Here is a 23384-nt window from a genome sequence, read left to right as displayed (position 1 = left end):
CATGGCCGAGACTCGAATGGACGCCGCGGGCGGACTCTCCGTCACCACCGGCGTCGATGTGGACGACGCGGTGCGGCGACTCGTCGGCGACGACGTGCCGCGCCGGCTCGCCGCCGCCGACGCCACCCTGTGGGGCCCGGAGGCGGAGGCCGAGGCGGCGATCCGGCTGGGATGGGTGGACACGTTCACCCGCAGCCGCCGGCTGCTCCCCGAACTCGCCCGGGTGCGCGACGCCCTGGCCGGTTCGGGCGTCGACCGGGTGGTGCTGGCGGGCATGGGCGGATCGTCGCTGGCGCCGGAGGTGATCTGCCGGACCCTCGACCGGCCGTTGACGGTCCTCGACACCACCGATCCGGGTCAGATCCGCGACGCCCTGGCCGCCGCGCCGCTGGAACGTACCGTCGTGGTGGTGTCCAGTAAGTCGGGCGGCACCGTGGAGACCGAGTCGCTGCGCCGGGTGTGGGTGCAGGCGTTCACCGACGCGGGTATCGCCGACGTGGGCGGGCACTTCGTCGTGGTGACCGATCCCGCCTCGCCTCTGGAGCAGCTGGCCACCGCGATGGGCGCACACGTGTTCCTGGCCGACCCGGACGTGGGTGGCCGCTATTCCGCCCTCACCGCGTTCGGACTGGTACCGGCCGCGTTGGCGGGTGTCGACGTCGCCGAACTGCTCGACGACGCGGAGACGTTCGCCGCCACTCTGGCCGCCGATCCGCCCGAGAACCCGGCCCTGCTGTTGGGGGCGCTGCTGGCGTCGCGTCCCACGTTCAGCATCGCCGACGACGGCAGTGGCATCGTCGGCCTGGGCGACTGGGTGGAGCAACTGCTGGCCGAGTCCACCGGCAAGGGCGGCACGGGAGTCCTCCCGGTGGTCGTCGAGTCGCCCGACGCGCCCGGTGCGCGCGCCGACGGCGTGCTCTCGGTGCTGGTGGGCGGTGCCAAGCCGCCGGGGTTCCCCGGTGGTTCCCGCCCCGAGGCACCGGACGTGGCGGTCAACGGGCCACTGGGCGCGCAGTTCCTGTGCTGGGAGGCGGCCACCGCGTTCGCCGGGCGGCTGTTGGGAATCGACCCGTTCGACCAGCCCAACGTCGCCGAGAGCAAGGACAACACCAAGCGCATCCTCGAATCGGGTGTCCCGGCGGAGGAACCGGCGTTCCGTGACGGCACGGTGGAGGGCTTCGGCACCGACGCCGGCGACCTGACGGCCGCGCTACGGGACCTGGCCGGGCAGGTCGGCCCGGAGGGGTACCTGGCCGTCATGGCGTACCTGGACCGCGAGGGCGACGCCGAGGCCGCCGGCCTGCGGCGGCTCCTCGCGCGGGTCGTCGACGCCCCCGTGACGTTCGGGTGGGGACCGAGGTTCCTGCACTCCACCGGTCAGTTCCACAAGGGGGGCCGCCCGACGGGCGTCTTCCTCCAGATCACCGCCGACCCGGGGTCTCCGCTGGAGGTTCCCGGGCGTCCCTACGACTTCGCGCGGCTTCAGGAGGCGCAGGCCGCGGGAGACCGGCAGGCGCTTCGGGATCGCGGGCGCCCACTGCTGTGGCTGCGGTTGAGCGACCGCGGCGACGGAATCCGACGACTGGCGGCCGCCGCCGAGGAGATCAGCCGATCGTGACCGATTCGATGGTGGGCGGCAACCCGCTGCGTGACCCGCAGGACCGCAGGCTGCCCCGTATTCCGGAACCCTGTGCCCTGGTCATATTCGGTGTGACCGGTGACCTGGCGCGTAAGAAGCTCGTCCCGGCGGTGTACGACCTGGCGAACCGGGGGATGCTTCCCGCGGCCTTCGTCATCCTGGGCTTCGCCCGGCGGGACTGGGAGCACGGTGAGTTCGAGCAGCTCGCCCGCGACGCCGCCAAGGCGCACTGTCGTACCCCGTGGCGGGAGGACGTCTGGCAGCGTCTCGCGGGCAGTTTCAAGTTCGTGCCGGGCTCCTTCGACGACGACGAGGCCTTCGACACCCTGACCCACACCCTGGACGAGTTGCGGGCGTCGCACGCCATCAACGGCAACGCCGCGTTCTACTTCTCGATCCCGCCCGCGGCCTTCCCGGTGGTCCTGCGGCAGCTCGGCCGTACCGGCGCCGCCGACAACAGCGTGTCGGGCGGGTGGCGGCGCGTCGTGGTGGAGAAACCGTTCGGCAACGACCTCCAGTCCGCCCGCGAGCTGGACGACCTCGTCGACGACGTGTTCACCGCCGAGGACGTGTTCCGCATCGACCACTACCTCGGCAAGGAGACGGTGCAGAACATCCTCGCGCTGCGCTTCGCCAACGCGCTGTTCGAGCCGGTCTGGAACTCGCACTACGTGGACTCGGTCCAGATAACGATGGCCGAGGACGTGGGCATCGGCTCGCGTGCCGGTTTCTACGACACCGCCGGTGCCGCGCGTGACGTCCTGCAGAACCACCTGCTGCAACTGCTGGCGTTGACGGCGATGGAGGAGCCGGTGAGTTTCGGCGCCGAGGAGATCCGCACCGAGAAACTGAAGGTGCTGCGGGCGATCACGCTTCCGGAGGACCTGACGACCGGTGCGGTGCGCGGCCAGTACACCGCCGGGTGGGTGGCCGGCAGCGAGGTGCGCGGCTATCTGGCGGAGGAGAACATCCCCGCCGACTCCACCACCGAGACGTACGTGGCGGTGCGCCTGGGCGTGCAGAACCGCCGGTGGGCGGGTGTCCCGTTCTACCTGCGCACCGGTAAACGGCTGCCGCGGCGGGTGACGGAGATCGCGGTGGTGTTCAAACGGGCGCCGCATCTTCCGTTCCACGACTACGACATCGAGACCCTGGGGCAGAACCAGTTGGTGATCCGTGTCCAGCCGGACGAGGGCGTGACCGTCAAGTTCGGTTCGAAGGTCCCGGGCACCGGCATGGAACTGCGTGACATCTCGATGGACTTCCACTACGGCGAGGCGTTCACCGAGTCCTCGCCGGAGGCGTACGAACGCCTGATCCGTGACGTGCTGCTGGGCGACAAGACCCTGTTCCCCGACGCGGCGGAGGTCGAGGCCAGTTGGGCGGTCGTGGACCCGCTCGAACGTTTCTGGGCGGACCGCAAGCCGGAGCCGTACGCGGCCGGGTCCTGGGGTCCGCAGGCCGCCGACGAGATGCTGTCCGCCGACGGCCGCGCCTGGCGGCGGGCATGACGACGAGGAGACGACTGTGATCGCCCTGTGGGACACCACCGCCACCGAGGTCGTGTCGGCGTTGGCGTCGGAACGCCATTCGTCCGGTGGGACGAGTGGCCTCGCCCTGAACCTGGTCGTCATCGTCGACGAGAAGGGGGAACGGGAGGCCGAGGCCGCCCTGACCCTGGCGGCACAACAGCATCCGTGCCGACTGCTCATCGTGGTGCGGCGTGACGACCATCAGGGTCAGCCGCGACTGGACGCCGAGATCGTGGTGGGCGGCCGGCTGGGTCCGTGCGAGGCCGTCGTGATGCGGGTCTACGGGCCGTTGGCGCACCACGCCGAGTCGGTGGTCATGCCGCTGTTGGCCCCGGACGTGCCCGTGGTGACCTGCTGGTTCGTGCCGCCGCCGCAGCGCACGGCCGAGGACCCGCTCGGCGCGTTCGCGGAGCGCCGCATCAGTTACAGCGCCCGTTCGCAGGACGCCCTGGAGGCGCTGCGTTCGCGGGCGGACGACTACTCCCCGGGCGACACCGACCTGTGCTGGACCAGGATCACGTACTGGCGGTCCCTGATCGCCAGCGCGTTCGACACCGCGTCGGCCCCCGCCGCGTCGGTGCGGATCACCGCCGACGCCTCGGACCCGAGCGCGGTACTGCTGGCGGGCTGGTTGACGGTGCGGCTGGGGGTCACCCCGGTCATCGACGACACCCCGGTCCACCGCAACAGCGAGCACCTGCCCGCGATCAAGGCGGTGGCGATCACCCTCGCCAACGGCGACGACATCGCCATCAGCCGTAGCGACGAGGGGCACACCCAGTTGCGGCGGACCGGCTTCCCGGATCGTTCCCAGATCCTCAACGGCCGCACACTCGGTGAGTTGCTGGCCGAGGAGCTGCGGCATCTGGACCCGGACCAGCCGTACGCGGCGGCGTTGGCGAGCTGCACGGCCGATCCCGCGCTGTGCGGCGGGTCGGAGAAGGAGGCCGCGTCGTGACCTCCAGCGTGGTGGTGCATCCGGACCCCGACGTGCTGGTGGAGTCGGTGGCGGCGCGCCTGGCGATCCGGATCGCCGACGCCCAGGCGGCCCGTGGACTGGCGTGTGTCGCCCTCACCGGGGGCCGCGTCGCGGCCCGTATCCACCGGGCGCTGCGGGACAGCCCGATGCGGCACGCCATCGACTGGTCGGCGGTGGAGTTCTGGTGGGGGGACGAGCGGTTCCTGCCCTCGGGTGACCCGGACCGCAACGAGACGCAGGCGCGGGAGGCGTTGCTCGACCACCTTCCGGTCGATCCGGCCCGCGTGCATCCGATGCCCGCGTCCGACGGTGAGGACGGTGACGATCCCGAGGCCGGTGCGGCGCGCTACGCCGCGGCCCTGGCCGACTCCGCCGGGCATTCCGGTGACCCGGTCCCGCGGTTCGACGTGGTGATGCTCGGCGTGGGTGAGGACGCGCACGTGGCGTCGGTCTTCCCCGGGCAACCCGCCGTGTACGAGGAGCGCAGCGTGGTGGCGGTGCGCGGCGCCCCGAAACCGCCGCCGGTGCGGGTCACCCTCACGTTCGACGCGATCAACAACGCCGAGGAGGTGTGGCTCGTCGCCTCGGGTGGCGCCAAGGCCGACGCGGTCGCGCTCGCGTTGTCCGGTGCCGGCCCCAGGCAGGCGCCGGCGGCCGGTGTGGCCGGTACGGGCCACACCCGTTGGCTGCTCGACCGGGCGGCCGCGGCGGCGCTTCCGAGCCGGTTCCGCAGTCTGCGCCGGTGACCCACGGATTGAGACGGGGCGGGACACCGGATGGTGTCCCGCCCCGTTCGGTTCAGGCGGCGGCCTCTCGGGAGGCCCGCAGGTTGGCCAGGGCCTCGGCGAGCAGGGCCTCGCCTTCGGCGGCCGAGCGGCGCTCCATCACATAGGCCAGGTGGGTCTTGTAGGGCCGCGAGGTGGGACGTTCCGGTGGGGACTCCGGGTCCGTTCCGGCGGGCAGACCACAGCGCCGGCATTCCCACGTGGTGGGGATCTCGGCGCGGATGGCGAACGAGGGACGGGTCTGATGGCCGTTGGCGCACCAATAGTCCACGAACTGGCGGGGGGCGGGTTCGCCGCGTTCCGGCATGCTCGCCGGCCTGCCGCCGACCCGGGTGCCTCGTATGGCGTTTCCACTGACCATTACTGAGTTGCTCCTTCACAGGGGGGCGCTGTGTGGGGCTGTCGATCCGATGGACGGGGGATCCACCATTGACCGATCGTCGGATGTCCGACCGACGTTGAGTCTATGACGTGGAACACGCATCCGCCAGTGCCGATGCCGGGTTTATTTCGGCCGGGTGGGTGTCGGCGCAGTTGGGGCCGGGAACGGCCGGAGGCTTCAGGGGGGGTGGAACGGCCGGAACCCCGGCGCCGTCGGGACGGTGCCGGGGTTCCGGTCAAGCAGTGTGCCGTCACACGGCGGTGAGGGTCCGCAGCACGACGCCGAAGCCGATGATCGAGGCCAGCCAGATCACGCCGACGACGACGGTGATCCGGTCGAGGTTCTTCTCGGCCACCGACGATCCCGACAGGTTCGACGTCACGCCGCCGCCGAACATGCTGGACAGGCCGCCACCCTTGCCGCGGTGCAACAGAACCAACAGAATCAGCGCGGCGCTGGTCAGAACCAGGGCCCCGACCAGTACATAGGTGATCACCTGCAACATAACGGTTTCCGAGGTCCTCTCAATGGCTAACCGTTGACGTCGCCACGGTTTCGCCTGCTAACGGTTGTCGATTCGGTGGCGAGCATACCGCAACGCGCGCCACGGCCGGTCACTCCGTGTCCGCCGCCACTCCCAGGGAGGAGATGTCGACCGAACCCCACTGCGCGTTCAGGAATCCGCCTCTGACGTTCGCGCCGCACAGGGAGATGACCTTGATGTAGGCGATGGGGATGTTGACGGCGAGTTCCTGGATCGCCTGGTCGACCTCGCCCCACATCCGGTACGACTCGGTGAGGTCGGCCTCCGCCGAGGCGGCGTCGATCATGGCGTTGATGTCGGGGTCGTCCAGCCGCGCGTAGTTGGAGTTGGCGCCCTCGATGAGGAGGTCGCCGTGGAACAGGGCGGGCAGCGTCCCGGAGCCGCCGGGCCAGTCGGGTACCCAGCCGGCCAGCACCATGTCGTGCTGGTTCTCCGCGAAGTTCAGCTCGTCGAAGAAGTTGTTCGGCGAGATCATGTTGAGCCGCACGGTGATCCCGAGGCGACTGTACGTGTCCACTATGGTCTGGGCGGTACGGTTGCCGGTGGGGGTGTCGGCGGCGTCCAGGGTCAGCGTGGTGGGGCAGTCGGCGCCGTCCAGCAGCTCCTGCGCCTTGGTCAGATCCCCCTCGGGCGAGTTCTTCAAGCCGTACACGTCGAAGTCCTTGTGGCCGGGATCGTCCGGCGGGATCATCGTGTAGGCGTAGTCGCCGAAGATCTCACCGCCGTGGACGTCCTGGTACTTGCGCTTGTTGAAGCCGTACACCAACGCCTGGCGGCATTCCGGCTGCGTGATCGTCTCGGTGTTGAGCGCCAGATAGCTGATGGCGCTGGTCTGCCCGTTCACCGTCTGCGACATGAGTTGCGCGTCGTTGACGACCTGTTGCACGTAGTTGGCCGGGACGTTCTCGTACATGACCGCGTTGGCGTAGTCGGGGTTCTCCGCGATTATCTGCTGCGCCGCGTACTCACGGTCGATACCGAGCGCGAACTCGACCCGGTCCGGTTTCGCCTCGCGCACCGGGTCGGTCTCGGCGTCCCACTGGTCGTTGCGTTCGAAGACCGCGATCCCCGGCTCGCCCTCGACGGCCTCCCGGTACTCGGTCAGCTTGTAGGGCCCGGTCGCCACCGGCCGGTAGTCGCCCCAGGTGTCGGCCGAGGCGGGCACCGGGGAGAACGCCGTCATCGCCACCGCGGAGGGGAAGTTGGCGGTGGGTTGCTTCAGTTTGAACCGGATGGTGCGCTCGTCGACGCAGGTGACGCCGGGGATGTCCACGTCACCGTCGGTGCGGGGACCCGCGTAGTCCTCCGGCGCGTCGAGCCAGGCGACCGGCCACGGTGGACCACCGGTGATCTGGGCGTCCTCGTTGCGGACGTCGAAGTTCCGCAGTACGCCGTAACGGACGTCCTGACAGGTGACCGTCTCTCCGGTCTCCCACTTCACGCCCTCACGCAGGGTGAACTCCCACACCGAGTTGTCCCGGTTGGGGCGGCCGGTGTCGGTGGCGAGATCACCGACGAGTTCCGCGCCCTCCGCCCCGGGGGCCGCCTTGAAACTCGTCAACGTCCGGGTGATCAGTTTGGACACGTTCATCACGTCGGTGACGTAGATGCGTTGCGGGTCGAGTGACTCGAACCCACCCACCTGGGTCAGGATCTTCACCGTACCGCCGACACCGGGTTCGTCCCCGACGCCGGACGGCGCGGGTTCCTCGGACGTGCAGGCGGTGGAGAGCGTCACCACCAGCAGGGCGGCGGCCGCCGCCCGCGTCGTACGGCCGCGACGGCGGCGCGTCGAGATACCTCGCATCGAAACACTCCTGAAGGGGGTCAATCAGGACGGTCAGCAAAGCGCCCACCACTGGTGATGACACACTCTAAGTGCTTCTGAAGGCACGGGGGCGGCACCCCGGTGAAGATAACGGAACGGCGTACACGGCATCACCATTCGTATCCGATTCGGCTCCGGGCACCGGTACGGTGTGAAACCGCAGTTCCGGGGAGGTATCCGGCGCTCCCGGCCGGTCCCGTGACGCCCCGGAGCATCCCGCGAACCGGAACGGTCACGGGTCTCCGCGTCCGGCCGGTGTGGCGCGACACACTCTCCGGAGTCGGATCCGCCGCCGATTCCGGCCGGGCGTCCGGATTCCGGGAACCGAACGGGCGACCCCGATCGAAGCCGCCGGGCCGACCCGTACGGATCGTCCGGCGGCCTCGCGTGGTCAGCCGCCGGTGGTGTGCTCCGGGAACCGGCACAGCCGGGCGAACTCCTCGGCGTCGATGCTCGCGCCACCGACCAGGGCTCCGTCGATGTCGGCCTCGGCCATGATCGCGGCGACGTTGGACGCCTTCACCGAACCGCCGTAGAGCAGCCGCACCGTCTGGGCCACCTCCCCGAAGCGGGAGGCCAGTTCGGCGCGCAGCGCCCCGATTACCTCCTGGGCGTCGGCGGGCGTGGCGGTCCTTCCGGTGCCGATCGCCCACACCGGTTCGTAGGCGATGACGACCTCGCCGACCTGCTTGGCGTCCAGGCGATCCAGGCCCGCGAGCATCTGGGCGACGGTGTGGGCCACCTGCCCGCCGGCCTCCCGCACGTCCAGTCCCTCACCGACGCACAGGATCGGCGTGATGCCGTTGGCCAGCGCCGCGCGGACCTTTCCGGCGACCAGCTCGTCGTCCTCGGCGTGGTACTGCCGCCGCTCCGAGTGGCCGACGACGACGTACCCGCATCCGAGCTTCGCCAGCATGGCACCGGAGACCTCGCCGGTGTAGGCGCCGGACGGGTGTGTCGACAGGTCCTGCGCGCCGTAACCCAGCAGCAGGTTGTCGCCGGTGATGAGCGTCTGCACACTGCGGATGTCCACATAAGGCGGTAGTACGACCACCTCCACGTCCGACAACTGCTTCTCGTCGAGGCTGAAGGCCAACTTCTGCACCAGGGCGATGGCCTCCAGGTGGTTGAGGTTCATCTTCCAGTTGCCCGCGATCAGCGGGCGGCGCGTGGGGGCGCTCATGACTTGCCAACTCTCCTATGGTCCTACGTGGTCGATCGGGGGCGCGCCTCGGATGCCGCGCCCCGGCGGTCAGTCGGCCAGCGCCGCCAGACCGGGCAGGGTCTTGCCCTCCAGGTACTCCAGGCTCGCGCCGCCACCGGTCGAGATGTGGCTGAAGCCGTCCTCGGGTATGCGCAGCGCGCGTACGGCGGCCGCGGAGTCGCCGCCTCCGACGACGCTGAACGCGGAGGACTCCACGAGTGCCCGCCCGACGATCCTCGTGCCCTCGGCGAACGACGGGAACTCGAACACGCCCATCGGGCCGTTCCAGAAGACGGTGCGCGCGTCGGCGAGCTCGTCGGCGAACGCCTGCGCCGACTTCGGCCCGATGTCCAGGCCCATGCGGTCGTCCGGGATGGCGGAGACGTCGACGACCTGCGGTTCGGCGTCCGCCGCGAAGCGGTCGGCGACCACGGTGTCGACCGGCAGGACGAGCTTCACGCCCCGCTCGGCCGCCTCGGCGAGGAACCGGCGGCACTGTTCGACCTGGTCGGCCTCCAACAGCGACGTACCGGTCCGGTGGCCCTGCGCCGCCAGGAAGGTGAACATCATGCCGCCGCCGATGAGCAGCCGGTCCACCTTGTCGAGCAGGTTGGCGATGACCGCGAGCTTGTCGGAGACCTTCGCGCCGCCCAGCACCACGGTGTAGGGCCGTTCCGGTTCCTCGGTGAGGCGCCGCAGCACGTCCACCTCGGCGGCGACCAGCAGTCCCGCGTAGTGCGGCAACCGGGCCGCCACGTCGTAGACGCTGGCGTGCCTGCGGTGCACGGCACCGAACGCGTCGTCGACGTACACGTCGGCGAAGGCGGCGAGCGAGTCGGCGAACCGGCCGCGCTCGTCGTCGTCCTTGCTGGTCTCACCGGGGTTGAACCGCAGGTTCTCCAGGAGGAGGACCTCACCGTCGGTCAGGGCTGCCACCGCCGCCTCGGCCTCGGGTCCCACGGTGTCCCCGGCGAACCTCACCGGGTGTTCCAGCAGTTCGGACAGGCGGGCGGCGACCGGCGCGAGGGAGTACTCGGCGGCGGGTCGGCCGCCGGGTCGCCCCAGGTGCGCGCACACGACCAGCGCGGCGCCCGCACCGCGAAGCGCCGTCAGCGTAGGCAGCACCGCGCGGATACGGCCGTCGTCAGTGATGCGGGTGCCGTCCAGCGGGACGTTGAGGTCGGCGCGCACCAGGACGCGCCGACCCGCGACACCCTCCGACAGGAGTGCGTCAAGCGTCTTCACTACTCGCTGCCCACCAGCTTGACGACGTCGATGAGGCGGTTGGAGTAACCCCACTCGTTGTCGTACCAGCCGACCACCTTGACCTGGTCGCCGATGACCTTGGTGAGACCGGCGTCGAAGATGCACGACGCGGGGTCGGTGACGATGTCCGCCGACACGATCGGGTCCTCGGTGTAGGTCAGGATGCCGCTGAGGGCGCCCTCGGCGGCCGCCTTGATGGCCGCGTTGACCTCCTCCACGGTGGTCTCGCGGGAGGCGGTGAAGGTGAGGTCGGTGGCCGAGCCGGTGGGGATCGGCACCCGCATGGCGAAGCCGTCGAGCTTGCCCTTGAGTTCCGGCATCACCAGGCCGATGGCCTTGGCCGCACCGGTCGAGGTCGGGACGACGTTGACCGCGGCGGCACGCGCCCGGCGCAGGTCGGAGTGCGGTCCGTCCTGGAGGTTCTGGTCCTGCGTGTAGGCGTGGATCGTCGTCATGAGGCCACGCTCGATGCCCACCGACTCGTGAAGCACCTTCGCCATCGGGGCCAGACAGTTGGTGGTGCACGACGCGTTGGAGATGACGGTGTGCGCGGAGGCGTCGTAGGCGTCGTGGTTGACACCCATGACGATCGTCACGTCCTCGTTCTTGGCCGGGGCCGAGATGACGACCTTCTTGGCGCCACCGTCGATGTGCGCCTTGGCCTTATTGGCGTCGGTGAAGAAGCCGGTGGACTCCACGACGATGTCGGCACCGACGTCGCCCCACGGGAGCTTGCCCGGGTCACGCTCGGCGAACGCCTTGATGGACTTGCCGCCGACGGTGATCTCACCGTCGGACGCCTTGACCTCGTAAGGCAGCCGGCCCAGGATGCTGTCGTACTTCAGCAGGTGGGCGGTGGTGGCGGTGTCCCCCAGGTCGTTGAAAGCCACCAGTTCCACATCGGCGCCCGACGCCAGCACGGCGCGGAAGAAGTTCCGGCCGATCCGGCCGAAGCCGTTGATTCCTACTCGGATGGTCACGCGATCCATCTCCTTGTTCGAGAATGAAGATTTCTCAGTTTTCCCGGCGACCGCGCGTTCCGAGAGGATGCCCGATGCTCGACATCCGCGGAAGCGGCCCAGACGCCGCTGCCGGCTTCGTCGCCGAGCACCCCAGACCCTATACCCCGTGCCTGAGCGCCCGCCGACCGGAATGCCGGAACCGATGGCGGTGACCTGCGGCGATGACGCGACCGCCCGGTGGACGGTCAGCTGACCAGCATGTCCTCCGTCACGGCGGCCTCCACCGGCGCCACCCCCATGGCCGCCGCCTGCTTGTTGGCGAGATTGATGAGCCGCCGGATCCGGCCGGCGATGGCGTCCTTGGTCAGCGGCGGATCCGCCATGGCGCCCAGCTCCTCCAGGGACGCCTGGCGGTTGGCGAGCCGCAACCTGCCCGCCTCGGCCAGGTGGCCGGGCACCTCGTCGCCCAACAGCTCCAAGGCCCGGGTCACCTTCGCGGCCGCGGCCACCGCCGCGCGGGCAGAACGCCGCAGGTTCGCGTCGTCGAAGTTGGCCAGGCGGTTGGCCGTCGCCCGCACCTCGCGGCGGACCCGGCGTTCCTCCCAGGCCAGCACCCCGGCGTGCGCGCCCAGCCTGGTGAGCATCTCCCCGATTGCGTCACCGTCGCGGATGACGACCCGGTCCACGCCGCGCGCGTCGCGGGCCTTGGCGGTGATGCCGAGTCGCCGCGCCGCCCCCACCAGCGCCAACGCCGACTCCGGCCCCGGGCAGGTGATCTCCAGGGAACTGGACCTACCGGGTTCGGTGAGCGAGCCGTGCGCCAGGAACGCGCCCCGCCAGGCCGCCTCGGCGCAGCACAGGTTCCCCGCCACCACGTGGGTGGGCAGACCGCGCACCGGCCGGCCCCGGGCGTCGAGCAACCCGGTCTGGCGGGCCAATGCCTCACCGTCGCTGATCACGCGCAGCACGTAGTGCGTGTGTCGCCGCAGCCCCCCTGCGGTCAGCACCTGCATCTCACTGCCGTAGCCGTACGCCTCGTTGATGGCGGTACGGAGCCTGCGCGCGACACTGCCGGCGTCGAGTTCCGCCTCGACGACGAGGACTCCGCCCACCAGGTGCAGTCCACCCGCGAACCGGAACAACGCGCTCATCTCGGCGCGGCGGCAACAGGGTCTGGTCACCTCGATACGGCTCAGCTCGTCCTTGACCGCGGCCGTCATCGCCATACGTCTACCCCACCTCGTCCTGCTCGATCACCGTTGTCAGGGCGGCGGCCAGTGCGGCAGGGTCGTGCCGGTCCGGAAGATCCGGTTCCGCCACCCCCGCAAGCAGCAACCGTGCCCCCAATGATTGTGCCGCACGGAGCACCGGATCCGGCTCACCGGTGGCCTGAGTGTCGGCCAATACGACGTCGATCGTGAGCCCGGGCGCGTACTCGGCGAGCGCCCCGAGGTGACCCGCCAGCGACAGTCCCGCGGTCTCGTTCTCCTTGGAGAGGTTGAGCACCACGATGCGGCGGGCCGGGCTGGCCTCGATCGCGCGCCTCAACTCCGGCACCAGCAGGTGCGGGATGACACTGGTGTACCAGGACCCGGGTCCGAACACCAGCCAGTCGGCGCGTGACACCGCCTCCACCGCCTCGGCGCACGCCCTCGGCTCGGCCGGCGCCAACCGCACGTGGCGCACCGTTCCGGTGCTGACCGCGACGTGGTGCTGGCCCCGCACCACCACGGTCTCGCCGCCCAGTTCCACGTCGGCCTCGATGTCGAGCGGTTCGGTCGCCATCGGCAGTACCCGTCCGTGGGCGCCGAGCATCGCCGCGGCGGCGTCGAGCGCGGCGACCGGGTCGGCGAACCGTTCCATGAGCGCCACGAGCATGAGGTTGCCGACCGCGTGTCCGGCGATCTCGTCCTCACCGGCGAAGCGGTGCCCGAACACCGCCCGCAGCTCCCGGTCGCCGTCGGACAGGGCGATCAGCGCCTTGCGCAGGTCACCGGGCGGCACGAGGGGGCGTGTCGCGCGCAGCCTCCCCGACGAACCGCCGTCGTCGGCGACCGTGACGACCGCGGTGACCTCCGCGTCGAGGGTCCGGAGTGCGCGCAGGGAGGCGGCCAGGCCCTTGCCGCCACCGAACGCCACGACCCGCCTGGTCACTCAAGCCCCATGTCGCGGTGGTGCGGGTACGCCGACAGCCCCTTCTCGCGCAGCACAACCGACAGGGCCTCCGCGATGGCGACACTGCGGTGCTTGCCGCCGGTGCAGCCGACCGCGACCGTGACGTATCGCTTGCCCTCGCGTTCGAAGCCCGCGGCGGTGGCGGCGATCAGGTCGGCGTATCCGGCGATGAAGTCCTCGGCTCCCGGCTGCCGCAGCACGTAGTCACTCACGGCGCCCTCGGTGCCGGTGTGGTCGCGCAGTTCTGGGATCCAGTACGGGTTGGGCAGGAACCGCACGTCTACCACGAAGTCGGCGTCGAGCGGGATGCCGTACTTGAAGCCGAACGACAGGGTCGTGATCCGCAGCCTGCGCGCGTCGGCGGGCGAGAACAGCTCCTCGACGCGGGCCCGGAGCTGGTTCTCGTTGAGGTGACTGGTGTCGATCAGGGCGTCGGCGGTCTCCCGGGCGGCCGCCAGGAGCTCCCGTTCGGCGGCGATGCCGTCCAGGATCCTGCCCGAACCCTGGAGGGGATGCGCGCGCCGCACCTTCTCGAAACGACGGACCAGGATGTCGTCCTCCGCGTCGACGAACACGACACGTGGTTTGAAACCCCGTTCCCTGAGGTCGTCGACCGCGCCGACCAGGTCGACGGTGAAGGCGTGGGACCGCACGTCCAGCACCATCGCGGTCCGCCGGGTGGCGTCACCGGACTCGAACACCAACTCCGCCATCGTGACCATGAGGGCCTCCGGCAGGTTGTCCACCACGTAGTACCCGACGTTCTCCAGGGCCTTCGCCACGGTGCTGCGGCCCCCGCCGGAGGCCCCGGTGACGATGACCAGGTCCAGGTCGGCACGGCTTCGAGGCGGACTGGATTGGACGGTACGCTCAGGCATCCGTCGAGTATGCACGGCCGGGAAGGCGGACCGCCTCAGCACCCGGTGGGCGTCAGCCGGACCGTTCGGCCAGACTGGCCGCGATGACCCCGGCCAGTTGGGCTCCGATACCGGGGACGGCGGTGATCTCGGCCACGTCGGCCTCGCGGAGGCGCTTGACCGACCCGAAGTGCTTCAGCAGCGCCCTGCGCCGGGTGGGGCCGAGTCCGGGGATGTCGTCCAACGCCGACGCGGTGACCTTCTTCCCCCGGCGACTGCGGTGCAGGGATATCGCGAACCGGTGCGCCTCGTCACGCACCCGCTGCAACAGGTAGAGCGCCTCCGAGGTGCGGGGGAGGATCACCGGATACTCCTCACCGGGTAGCCACACCTCCTCCAGCCGCTTGGCCAGGCCGCACAGGTTGACCGTGTCGACGCCCTGCTCGGCCAGTACCGCGTCGGCCACCGCCACCTGCGGGGCGCCGCCGTCGACGACGATCAACTGCGGCGGGTAGGCGAACCGTTTCGCCTTCCCCTCCTCGTCGAGGGGGTCGGGGTCGTCCTTCAGCCGGCTGAGCCTGCGGGTCAGGACCTCCCGCATCGCCGAGAGGTCGTCGGTGCGTTCGCCCCTCACCACGAACCGGCGGTACTCGGACTTGCGCGGCAGGCCGTCCTCGAACACGACCATGCTGGCGACCACGTCACTGCCCTGCATCTGGGACACGTCGAAGCACTCGATGCGCAGCGGGGGCGTCGGCAGTTCCAGCGCGTCGGCGAGCTCCTCCAGCGCCTTGCCCCGCGCGGTCAGGTCACCGGCCCGGCGGAGCTTGTGCCGGGCGAGTGCCTGCTCGGCGTTGCGCCGGACGGTCTCGGCGAGGGCGCGCTTGTCGCCGCGTTTGGGAATCCGCAACCGGACCGTGCCGCCCCGGCGCTGGGTGAGCCAGTCCGACAGCGCCTCGGCGTCGTCGGGCAGCGCGGGCACCAACACCTCACGGGGCACGTCCTGTCCCGCCTGGCCGCCGTAGAACTGGGTGCACAGGTCGTGGATCAGGTCGCCGTCGGAGACGCCCTCGGGACGGTCGACGATCCAGCCGCGCTCACCGCGTATCCGGCCGCCCCGGACGTGGAACACCGCCACGGCGGCCTGGAGGCCGTCGTCGGCGAACGCCACCACGTCGGCGTCGGTGTCGTCGGACAGCACCACCACCTGCTTCTCCAGTGCCCGGCGCAGTGCGGCCAGGTCGTCACGCCGACGCGCGGCGCGTTCGAAGTCCTGGACCTCGGCGGCCTGCGTCATCTCCGACTCCAGCCGCTTCACGAACCGGTCGGTGCGGCCCGCCATGAAGTCGCAGAACTCGTCGACGATGCGGCGGTGTTCGTCGGCGTCGACCCGGCCCACGCAGGGCGCCGTGCACTTGCCGATGTCGCCGAGCAGGCACGGGCGCCCGATCCGGGCGGCGCGGTTGAACTCGGCCTTCCCGCAGGTGCGGGCCGGGAAGACCCGCAGCAGGAGGTCGAGGGTCTCGCGGATGGCCCAGGCGTGCGAGAACGGGCCGAAGTAGCGGACCCCCTTGCGTTTGTCGCCGCGCATGACCTGGAGCCTGGGGTACTCCTCCCCGACCGTGACCGCCAGGTACGGGTAACTCTTGTCGTCGCGGTACATGACGTTGAAGCGCGGGTCGAACTCCTTGATCCAGGAGTACTCCAGCTGTAGCGCGGCGACCTCGGTGTCCACCACGACCCAGTCCACGGACGTGGCGGTGTGCACCATCTTGTGGGTGCGGGGATGCAGGCCCTGCGGGTCGGCGAAGTAGGAGTTGAGCCGGGCACGCAGGTTCTTGGCCTTGCCGACGTAGATGACCCTGCGATCGGCGTCACGGAACCGGTAGACGCCGGGTTGCTCCGGGATGGTTCCGGGGGCGGGACGGTAGGGCAGGGAGCCGGGTTTAGATGCCACACCGGAAGCCTAACCGGCCGGTATGTCATCGAACAGGCACAAGGGAGCACGACGCGGGTCGAACCGGACGCCGCCGGTCGCGCGGCGTCGTCGGGGGCGGCCGGTGGTCACCGGCCGCCCCCGACGCTCACATCAGGGCCGCGATGAGCAGGATGATGAAGCCGACGACCAGGACGCCGGCGACGACCATCGTCAGCACGACGGCCGGTTCCTGGGTCCACTTCTTCTGCTGGACCACCGGCGCCGGGCGTGGTGCCGACACCATCGGCCGGGGGGCCGCCTGGATGGGCGGGCGCGGCGGCTGCATCTGGGGGGCGACCGGTGGGCGGGGGTTGATCTGGGGTTGCTGCATCGCCGGCGGACGCGGCGCGGGGCCTCCGGAGACCGGCGGGCGGTGGGGTTGTGCCATCGGTGGCCGCACCGGGGGACGCTGCGGCATCCCGGAGACCGGCCGTCCGGGGGCGGAGCCCGGCGGCCCGCCGATCGACAGGGCGCCCTCGACGACGACCGTCTCGGGCTGTTCGAAGGTGCGGGGTGCGACGCCCAGGCCCTTGTGGATCAGGTTCGCCGCCATCGGGATCCGGCTCGAACCGCCGACCAGGAAGATGCCAACCAGGTCCTTGGGCGACTGGCGTGCCCCTCGGATCGCCCGTTCCATGCACTCGATGGTGCGTTCGAGGTGCGGGCGGGCGACCTCCTCGAACTCCTCGCGGGTCAGGTGGGCGTCGACGTCCAGCGCCGGGAGGTGGATGTCCGCGGAAGCGGTACGCGACAGCATCTCCTTGGCGCCGCGGACGTCCTCGTAGAGCATCCGCCGGTAGCGGCGGTCCTTGTCGTCGGTGGGGTTCATCAGGCGGGACCAGGTGGCGGCGTGCGAGACGCCGTAGGTCTTGCCCAGGTGCTCCACGATGCCGTGGTCGAAGTCGAGACCACCGACGTCGGGCAGGCCCTCCTCACTGAGCACCTCGAATCCCGCCTGGGTGCGGCGGACGACGGTGGCGTCGAAGGTGCCGCCGCCGAGGTCGTAGATCGCCAGGGCCCGGCCGACGGGAACGGCGGTGCCCAGGACGCTCGTGAAGTAGGAGGCCGCGCCGACCGGTTCCGGGATGAGCTGCGGCTTCGGCAGGCCGGCGAGCCGGGCCGCCTCGATGAGGAGGTTCCGGCGGCGTTCACCCCAGCGCGCCGGGTGGGTCATCCGCACCGCCTCCGGCGGTCCGCCCAACTGTCGCCGCGCCTCACCGACCACCTGCTCCAGGACGTAGGCGAACACCCGCGGGACCGGGATCTCCTGGTCGCCGAGGAAGATCGTCCCGTCGTCGATCCGGCGTTTGGGGTTGGGTTCGAAGCGCGCCGGGTCCATCCGGGCGTTGCGTTCGGCGTCGCGGCCGATCAGCATCCGTCCGTCGGCGGACAGGTACACGGCCGATGGCAGCATCGGGGAACCGTCGAAAAGCAACGGCTTGACCCGGCCATCGGCCATCCGCAGGATCGCCACCGTGTTTGAGGTTCCAAAGTCAATGCCAAGCACACGCATGAATGCCAGTCTCCTTCTCCGGGTCCTCACCTTAGTGGCCGGGTTCCACCCCGCCGGTACCGCGTCGGGTGCGCTCTCCGGGCTGCGTCGGGATCCACTGCGGTGCCTGCGGTCCCGTTCCGGCGCGTGGTCTGGCGCGGTGCTACGGCTGCCACGATGGATACTCGTGGACATGTTCCCCTCCGGCACGGTGTCGTGCAATCGGCCGAGCAGTCCATATCGGTTCCTGCGCAACGACGGGCCGATAGGTTTCGCGCACCGGGGCGGCGCCGCCGAGGGTGACGAGAACACCGCGGCGGCGTTCGGCCGGGCGGTCGCGGCGGGGTTCCGGTATCTGGAGACCGACGTGCACGCCAGCGCCGACGGTGTGGCGGTCCTGTTCCACGACGCCGACCTGTCCCGCCTGACCGGCGACCCCCGCACGGTGGAGTCGCTGACCTGGCGGGAGCTCGGTGCGATCCGGCACCGGGGGGAGCCGCTCATCCCCCGGCTGGACGAGGTGGTGGCGGCGTGGCCGGGGGTGCGGTTCAACCTCGACGTCAAGTCCGGCGCGTCGGTGGCGCCCACGTTGCGGGTGGTGGAGCGGGCGGCGGCCGTGGACCGTGTGCTGGTGTCGTCCTTCGACGACGCGAGGTTGGCACGGGTCCGCGCGGACTCCAGTCCCCGGCTGGCGACCGGGATGGGACGCCGGGAGGTGGCGCGGTTGTGGCTGGCGTCCCGGCTGCCGGGCACCGGCCTGGCGGGGTACGTGCACCGGGCGGCGGCGGTACAGGTGCCGTTGCGGTACAGGGGTTTGACGGTGGTGGACCGGCGTCTCGTCGATCACGCCCACCGGCTGGGTCTGCAGGTGCACGTCTGGACGGTGGACGACCCGGGCATGATGAGGGCGTTGTTGGATCTGGGAGTCGACGGCATCATGACCGACAGAATCGACATACTTGCTGACGTCTATCGCTCCCGCGGCATCTGGCCCGCCTGAGACATGAAGGCTGCGATCACTTGGTCACCACGCCCCCACCCCCGACTCCGGTCAGCAGCAAACGCGAACGCGCCGGCTGGTACATGTACGACTGGGCCAACTCGGCGTTCTCCACCACCGTGGTCACCGCCTTCCTCGGCCCCTACCTCACCGGGATAGCCGAGGCCGGCGCCGACGCCGACGGCCGTGTGTCACTGCTCGGAGGTCTCCTCCTCGTCAAGGCCGGCTCGTTGTGGCCCTACGCGACCGCCCTGTCGGTCATCCTCCAGGTGCTCGTCCTGCCCATCGCGGGCGCCATCGCCGACCGCACCCGGTCCAAGAAGGAACTGCTCGCCGGTTTCGCATACGTCGGTGCCGCGGCCACCTGCGGCCTGATGTTCGTCACCGGGGACCGGTACGAACTCGGGGCCTGGCTGTTCCTGGTCGCCAACGTCAGTCTCGGCGCCAGCGTCGTGGTGTACAACTCCTTCCTCCCCCAGATCGCCACCGAGAAGGAACGCGACAAGGTGTCGAGCCGGGGTTGGGCGATGGGTTACCTCGGCGGCGGACTCCTGTTCCTGTTCAACCTGATCGCCCTGCTGATGGGCGGTACCGAGAACCAGGCCGAGATCGCCCGTTGGTCACTGGTGTCGGCCGGCGTGTGGTGGGCGGCGTTCACCACGTTCACGATGTTGTGGTTGAAGAACCGCAGCCCCCTGGAAGGTGTCGCGGAGGGCTCGGCGCTCACCGACGGCTTCCGGCAGTTCTGGCGCACCCTGAAGGGTCTCCGGGCGTTCCCGTTGACACTGCTGTTCCTGGTGGCGTTCCTGATCTACAACGACGGCATCCAGACCGTCATCTCACTGGCGGGCCTGTACGGGGCCGAGGAACTGGGCTTCGAACTGACCGAACTCATGCCGGTGATCCTGATGGTGCAGATCCTGGCGTTCGGCGGCGCGTTGCTGCTGGGGTGGCTCGCCAAGCGGTACGGCGCCAAGCGCACCGTACTGGGCAGCCTGGTCGCGTGGGTGGCGATCCTGGTGGTCGCCTATCTCATGCCCGCCAACAACTTCCCGCTGTTCCTGGCCCTGGGCGCCGGTATCGGTCTGGTGCTGGGCGGCTCCCAGGCGCTCAGCCGGTCGCTGTTCAGCCAGTTGATACCCCGCGGCAAGGAGGGCGAGTACTTCGGCCTGTACGAGATCTCCGACAAGGGCACCAGCTGGCTGGGACCGCTGCTGTTCGGGCTCGCCTACGACCTGACCGAGAGCTACCGGATCGCGATCATCTCGCTGATCGTCTTCTTCGCCGCCGGTTTCGTCCTGCTGCTCATGGTGCCGATGCGACGCGCCATCATCGCCGTGGGGAACCGGCCGCCGGCCCGGGTGTGACGCGGTCGTGGGGTGGGCCGTCCCGGCCCGCCCCACGACGTCACGACAGTCCGGCGAGTTTACGGCCCGGCTGCTGCTCACCGTCGATGTCGCGTCGCCGGTCCCGCCTGGAAATCAGCAGGAGCAGTCCGAGGCCGACCACCGAGGTCACCACCGCGATCCAGGTGACCGTCCCGAACGGTGTCTGCCAGAAGGAGATCGCGGCGGCGGCCCGTGCGTCCAGTTCCGCCTGGGTCGGCGGTCGCGGCGGCAGCACCACCGTCGCCGGCTCGGTGCGGACGTCGGCCTCGACGTAGGACCAGTCCTGGATGGGGCGACCGTCGCCCCAGTCGGAGTCGAACGTCCAGTTCCGGGCGCCGCCCAGTGACTCGACGTCGCCCGACTGGTCGGCCTGGTTCTCGGCACCGGGTTCGGGCGAGTCGTTCCAGTAGACCCTCTGGCCGCCCTCGCCCGGACCGTTCAGGTACCAGACCTCGATGCCGCCGGAGCGCCCCTCCACGTCGGAGTTGACGAAGTAGATGGGTGCGATGCGGTCGATGACGGCGGTCACCCGGAGGTCCCGGCCGTTTCGGACGGCTTTGCCGTTGCCGTCGAGTCCGTCCCAGGGGATGGCTACGTCGTTCTCACCGACCGACGTGATGCCCCACAGAATGCGGCGGTCCACCTCGTCCTCGACGTCGCCGTCGGCGTTGAGGTCGAGGTCCAGCCGCACGGTCCCGATGTGGTCGGTGACCCGCACGACGAAGTCGCCGGGCACCTCGTGGGGTCCGGCGGGGGTGAACGACACCTCGCCCAGCGAGGGTTCTCGCACCGGGGTCAGCAACCAGGTCTCGTCCCCGCCGGCGACCGCGGCGGACTCCGGCAGCTCGTCGGCGGGCCGCTGGAAGAACACCTTGTAGGGTCCGCACCGGCTCAGATCGGAGTCGAAGTCGCCCTTCATCCCGCCGGGGCTGTGGTCGATCGGCACGCAACTGTCGAGCTCGGTGAGGCCGGCGGCGCTGGCCTGGAAGCCCGACCACAGCCCGTTGTAGCCGCGGAAGGTGGCCTTGTACTGGAACCCGGTCTGCGACAGGTAGTACAGCGATATGTCGCCGTCCTTCCCGGACTGCTGGTACACGTGGTACGCCTCGGTCCACACCCGGCCCTTGCGGACGTCCCCACCGGCGGTGACCCGCACGTCCCAGTTGGCGGCCACGGCGGTGCCCTCGCCCAGCGGCCGGTAGTCGACGCGCCACACGCCGGGTTTCTTCGCCGACTGGTTGGCGATACGGCAGACCTTGTCGTCCTGTCCGGGCTTGAGGACGCACTCGCCCCGTACCTTCCCGGCGGGGTCGGTGACGGCGACGACGGCGCCCTGCTTCGGTCGTTCGGTCATGTCGGCGGGGGTGAAGGTCGCGTCGAGTGTCTCGCCCTCACCGGTCCACGCGTAGAACGCGGTACCCGCCTGCACCGCGAAGTCCTCACCGCCCAGGAAGTCCTTCGGGTCGGAATCCTCGTGAGCCGCGGCGTCCCGGGCGACTCCGGGTAGCACGGCGGCCCCCAGGAACACCGCGCCGGCGATCCTCACCCACTGTGTCCACGCGATCGCTCTCATCGGCTCATTCTGCCCGACGCGAGGTCGCCGGGGGACCGGAAAGGCGTCAAAGTCGTTGTGGCATCAGGGAACGACCTGAATCGACCCGGTCGTCCGGTTCGGATTCACGTTCTGTGCCCGTCTATCGCCTCCCTGGCGGTCGCACCGCACCGGGCGCGTTCTAAGCTGGCACGTCGTGACCCCCACTCCCGTCCGTTCCGGCGCCCGATTGAAGTTCTACTACGGTCCCATGGATTGCGGCAAATCCACCTTGGCTCTGCAGATTCACTACAATCACGCCCGCCAGGGCCGGAACGGGCTGCTCCTGACCCGCAACGACCGGTCGGGGCGTTCGTCGGTCACGACCCGCATCGGGCTCACCAAGCAGGCGGTGGAGGTCGGCGACCACCAGGGCCTGGTGGATCTGGTGGACGACGGCACCCGGATCGACTACGTCATCTGCGACGAGGCGCAGTTCTTCACCGTGGCGCACGTCGAGCAGATGGCCGATCTGGTCGACGAGCACGGCGTCGACGTGTACGCGTTCGGTCTCGCCACCGACTTCACGTCGAGCATGTTCCCCGCCAGCGCGCGGCTCTTCGAGCTGGCCGACGAGGTGTTGCGGCTTCAGGTGGAGGTGCTGTGCTGGTGCGGGGCCGCGGGGGTACTCAACGGCCGGGTCGCGGGAGGACAGCTCGTCAGGGAGGGTGAACGCATCCTGGTGGGTGACACCGACGACGCGGAACTGCATTATCAGGTGTTGTGCCGCAAGCACTACCGCTCTGGAGAACTGGCGTGACGGACATTCCCCGAGACCCGGCGTGGGAGACGGGCGGCCCCACCGGGGGCGACGTGACGGCGTCGGCGGAACCGGCCGGTGGGCTCCTTCCCACGAAGGTCCCGGACCCCGAACCGGCTCCACCGGCCGCACCCGCCCGGCGTGGCCCCACGGTGACACCGCTTCGCTACTGGACGGAGCGGGAGTTGACCGGTCACCTCAAGCGGGTCCAGCGACGGTATCCGCGCAGGCGGCTCCGGTTGAGCCGCCAGGTGTGGTGACCGACACGTCCGGATCACCGATTGAAGCTGAATCGTTCTCGCAATCGACTGGCAGCGAGCGCGGAAGTGCTCGACAATTGAGTCACGTGGCGGGTGTCGGCCTCCGTGCGTGGTGAGGCCGGCGGCACCTCCGGTGCCGTTGTGGTGCGAGACACATCGGGGTACCCGGCCTGGTGATCCCGGCAGCGGCGGCGGGACGTGGCTTACAGACCGCCGTACCGGAAACAATTCGGCTGCCTGGGTCGTTACACTGTCCGACCGTTGCGTCACCCGGTGTCCGCACACGACCGGGAAGGCTGACGGCAGCCACCGCAAGACCGAAGACCAGGCGTTTTAGAGGGGAAGGCCACCGAAGATGAGCGAACGGATGCTGCGTGGCAGCCGACTTGGCGCGATCAGCTACGAATCCGACCGCAACACCGAGCTGGCTCCACGTCAGACTCGGGATTTCGTCTGTGCCCGTGGACACCGTTTCGAGGTGCCCTTCGCGGTGGACGCCGAGGTCCCGTCGACGTGGGAGTGCCGCCTGGACGGCACGGTCGCGAAGCTGGTCGACGGCGGCGAGCCGTCCACCAAGAAGGTCAAGCCGCCGCGTACCCACTGGGACATGCTGCTGGAGCGGCGCAGCATGGACGAGCTGGAGGAGATCCTCAACGAGCGGTTGACCGAGATGCGTGCCCGTCGAGGGGAGTGATCCCTCGACGTCCGCCTGAACGATCGAGAGCCCGTCCGGTTCCACCGGGCGGGCTCTCGCGTGTCCGG

21 protein-coding genes are annotated in these 23384 nt (G+C 70.0%); 9 read left to right on the top strand and 12 right to left on the bottom strand.

Annotation, left to right across the window (positions count from 1 at the left end; translation table 11 throughout):
• Position 1 precedes the first annotated feature (1 nt).
• Genes LX16_RS07505 through pgl form a run of 4 tightly spaced genes read left to right on the top strand, consistent with a single transcriptional unit; the run spans position 2 to position 4896 of the window.
• Positions 2-1618, top strand: a complete 1617-nt coding sequence (locus LX16_RS07505; RefSeq protein WP_147135105.1) for a glucose-6-phosphate isomerase — start codon at positions 2-4, stop codon at positions 1616-1618.
• A gap of 8 nt (positions 1619-1626) precedes the next feature.
• On the top strand, positions 1627-3150 hold the full coding sequence (zwf, locus tag LX16_RS07500) for a glucose-6-phosphate dehydrogenase (RefSeq protein WP_147137194.1): 1524 nt from the start codon (positions 1627-1629) through the stop codon (positions 3148-3150).
• A 16-nt stretch (positions 3151-3166) separates the two neighbouring features.
• On the top strand, positions 3167-4129 hold the full coding sequence (locus tag LX16_RS07495; RefSeq protein WP_147135101.1) for a glucose-6-phosphate dehydrogenase assembly protein OpcA: 963 nt from the start codon (positions 3167-3169) through the stop codon (positions 4127-4129).
• Positions 4126-4896 carry a 6-phosphogluconolactonase gene (gene pgl / locus LX16_RS07490; RefSeq protein ID WP_147135098.1) on the top strand — a complete coding sequence of 257 codons (771 nt, stop codon included), beginning with the start codon at positions 4126-4128 and terminating at the stop codon, positions 4894-4896. Before LX16_RS07495 ends, pgl begins: the two co-directional genes overlap by 4 nt.
• A 52-nt stretch (positions 4897-4948) precedes the next feature.
• On the opposite strand, the gene LX16_RS07485 is transcribed toward pgl, so the two are convergent.
• From LX16_RS07485 to LX16_RS07435, 11 genes are all read right to left on the bottom strand, one after another.
• On the bottom strand, positions 4949-5296 hold the full coding sequence (locus tag LX16_RS07485) for an RNA polymerase-binding protein RbpA (RefSeq protein ID WP_147135095.1): 348 nt from the start codon (positions 5294-5296) through the stop codon (positions 4949-4951).
• Between the two features lie 271 nt (positions 5297-5567).
• Positions 5568-5822: a preprotein translocase subunit SecG gene (gene secG, locus LX16_RS07480; protein ID WP_147135092.1), complete on the bottom strand. Its 255-nt coding sequence runs from the start codon at positions 5820-5822 to the stop codon at positions 5568-5570.
• A gap of 109 nt (positions 5823-5931) precedes the next feature.
• Positions 5932-7668 (bottom strand): ABC transporter substrate-binding protein, encoded by a 1737-nt coding sequence (locus tag LX16_RS07475; RefSeq protein WP_147135089.1) that lies wholly within the window; start codon positions 7666-7668, stop codon positions 5932-5934.
• Between the two features lie 412 nt (positions 7669-8080).
• Positions 8081-8872, bottom strand: coding sequence for a triose-phosphate isomerase (gene tpiA, locus LX16_RS07470; protein WP_147135086.1), 792 nt, complete (start codon positions 8870-8872; stop codon positions 8081-8083).
• Positions 8873-8941: 69 nt separating this feature from the next.
• Entirely contained in the window at positions 8942-10138 is a 1197-nt protein-coding gene (locus LX16_RS07465) for a phosphoglycerate kinase (RefSeq protein ID WP_147135082.1), read from the bottom strand.
• Positions 10138-11139, bottom strand: coding sequence for a type I glyceraldehyde-3-phosphate dehydrogenase (gene gap / locus LX16_RS07460; protein ID WP_147135076.1), 1002 nt, complete (start codon positions 11137-11139; stop codon positions 10138-10140). The genes LX16_RS07465 and gap overlap by 1 nt, the downstream gene beginning before the upstream one ends.
• A gap of 227 nt (positions 11140-11366) precedes the next feature.
• Complete coding sequence (gene whiA / locus LX16_RS07455) at positions 11367-12347, bottom strand: DNA-binding protein WhiA (RefSeq protein WP_147135072.1); 981 nt, start codon at positions 12345-12347, stop codon at positions 11367-11369.
• A gap of 4 nt (positions 12348-12351) precedes the next feature.
• Positions 12352-13275: a gluconeogenesis factor YvcK family protein gene (locus LX16_RS07450; RefSeq protein ID WP_147135069.1), complete on the bottom strand. Its 924-nt coding sequence runs from the start codon at positions 13273-13275 to the stop codon at positions 12352-12354.
• On the bottom strand, positions 13272-14174 hold the full coding sequence (gene rapZ, locus LX16_RS07445; RefSeq protein ID WP_147135066.1) for an RNase adapter RapZ: 903 nt from the start codon (positions 14172-14174) through the stop codon (positions 13272-13274). Before rapZ ends, LX16_RS07450 begins: the two co-directional genes overlap by 4 nt.
• Before the next feature lie 52 nt (positions 14175-14226).
• Entirely contained in the window at positions 14227-16110 is a 1884-nt protein-coding gene (gene uvrC, locus LX16_RS07440) for an excinuclease ABC subunit UvrC (RefSeq protein ID WP_211354326.1), read from the bottom strand.
• Positions 16111-16237: 127 nt separating this feature from the next.
• Entirely contained in the window at positions 16238-17545 is a 1308-nt protein-coding gene (locus tag LX16_RS07435) for an Hsp70 family protein (RefSeq protein ID WP_158645515.1), read from the bottom strand.
• Between the two features lie 271 nt (positions 17546-17816).
• Between LX16_RS07435 and LX16_RS07430 the strand changes: the two genes are divergently transcribed.
• Together LX16_RS07430 and LX16_RS07425 are read left to right on the top strand one after the other, a co-directional pair.
• Positions 17817-18623, top strand: a complete 807-nt coding sequence (locus LX16_RS07430; protein WP_147137188.1) for a glycerophosphodiester phosphodiesterase family protein — start codon at positions 17817-17819, stop codon at positions 18621-18623.
• 83 nt (positions 18624-18706) lie between these two features.
• A complete protein-coding gene (locus LX16_RS07425) occupies positions 18707-19990 on the top strand; it encodes an MFS transporter (RefSeq protein ID WP_147137185.1) in 1284 nt (427 codons plus the stop codon).
• A 40-nt stretch (positions 19991-20030) separates the two neighbouring features.
• Here LX16_RS07425 and LX16_RS07420 read toward each other — a convergent pair whose 3' ends face one another.
• Positions 20031-21584, bottom strand: coding sequence for a hypothetical protein (locus LX16_RS07420; RefSeq protein WP_147135060.1), 1554 nt, complete (start codon positions 21582-21584; stop codon positions 20031-20033).
• A 229-nt stretch (positions 21585-21813) separates the two neighbouring features.
• On the opposite strand from LX16_RS07420, the gene LX16_RS07415 reads away from it, so the two are divergent.
• From LX16_RS07415 to LX16_RS07405, 3 genes are all read left to right on the top strand, one after another.
• A complete protein-coding gene (locus LX16_RS07415; RefSeq protein WP_147137183.1) occupies positions 21814-22362 on the top strand; it encodes a thymidine kinase in 549 nt (182 codons plus the stop codon).
• Positions 22359-22622, top strand: coding sequence for a hypothetical protein (locus LX16_RS07410; protein WP_147135057.1), 264 nt, complete (start codon positions 22359-22361; stop codon positions 22620-22622). The genes LX16_RS07415 and LX16_RS07410 overlap by 4 nt, the downstream gene beginning before the upstream one ends.
• 355 nt (positions 22623-22977) lie before the next feature.
• Positions 22978-23316: an RNA polymerase-binding protein RbpA gene (locus tag LX16_RS07405; protein ID WP_147135054.1), complete on the top strand. Its 339-nt coding sequence runs from the start codon at positions 22978-22980 to the stop codon at positions 23314-23316.
• The last annotated feature ends 68 nt before the right edge of the window (positions 23317-23384 follow it).

Origin of the sequence: Stackebrandtia albiflava, from assembly GCF_007994225.1 — a bacterium.
Taxonomy (GTDB): domain Bacteria; phylum Actinomycetota; class Actinomycetes; order Mycobacteriales; family Micromonosporaceae; genus Stackebrandtia; species Stackebrandtia albiflava.
This window is presented reverse-complemented; position numbering and strand designations above follow the sequence as displayed.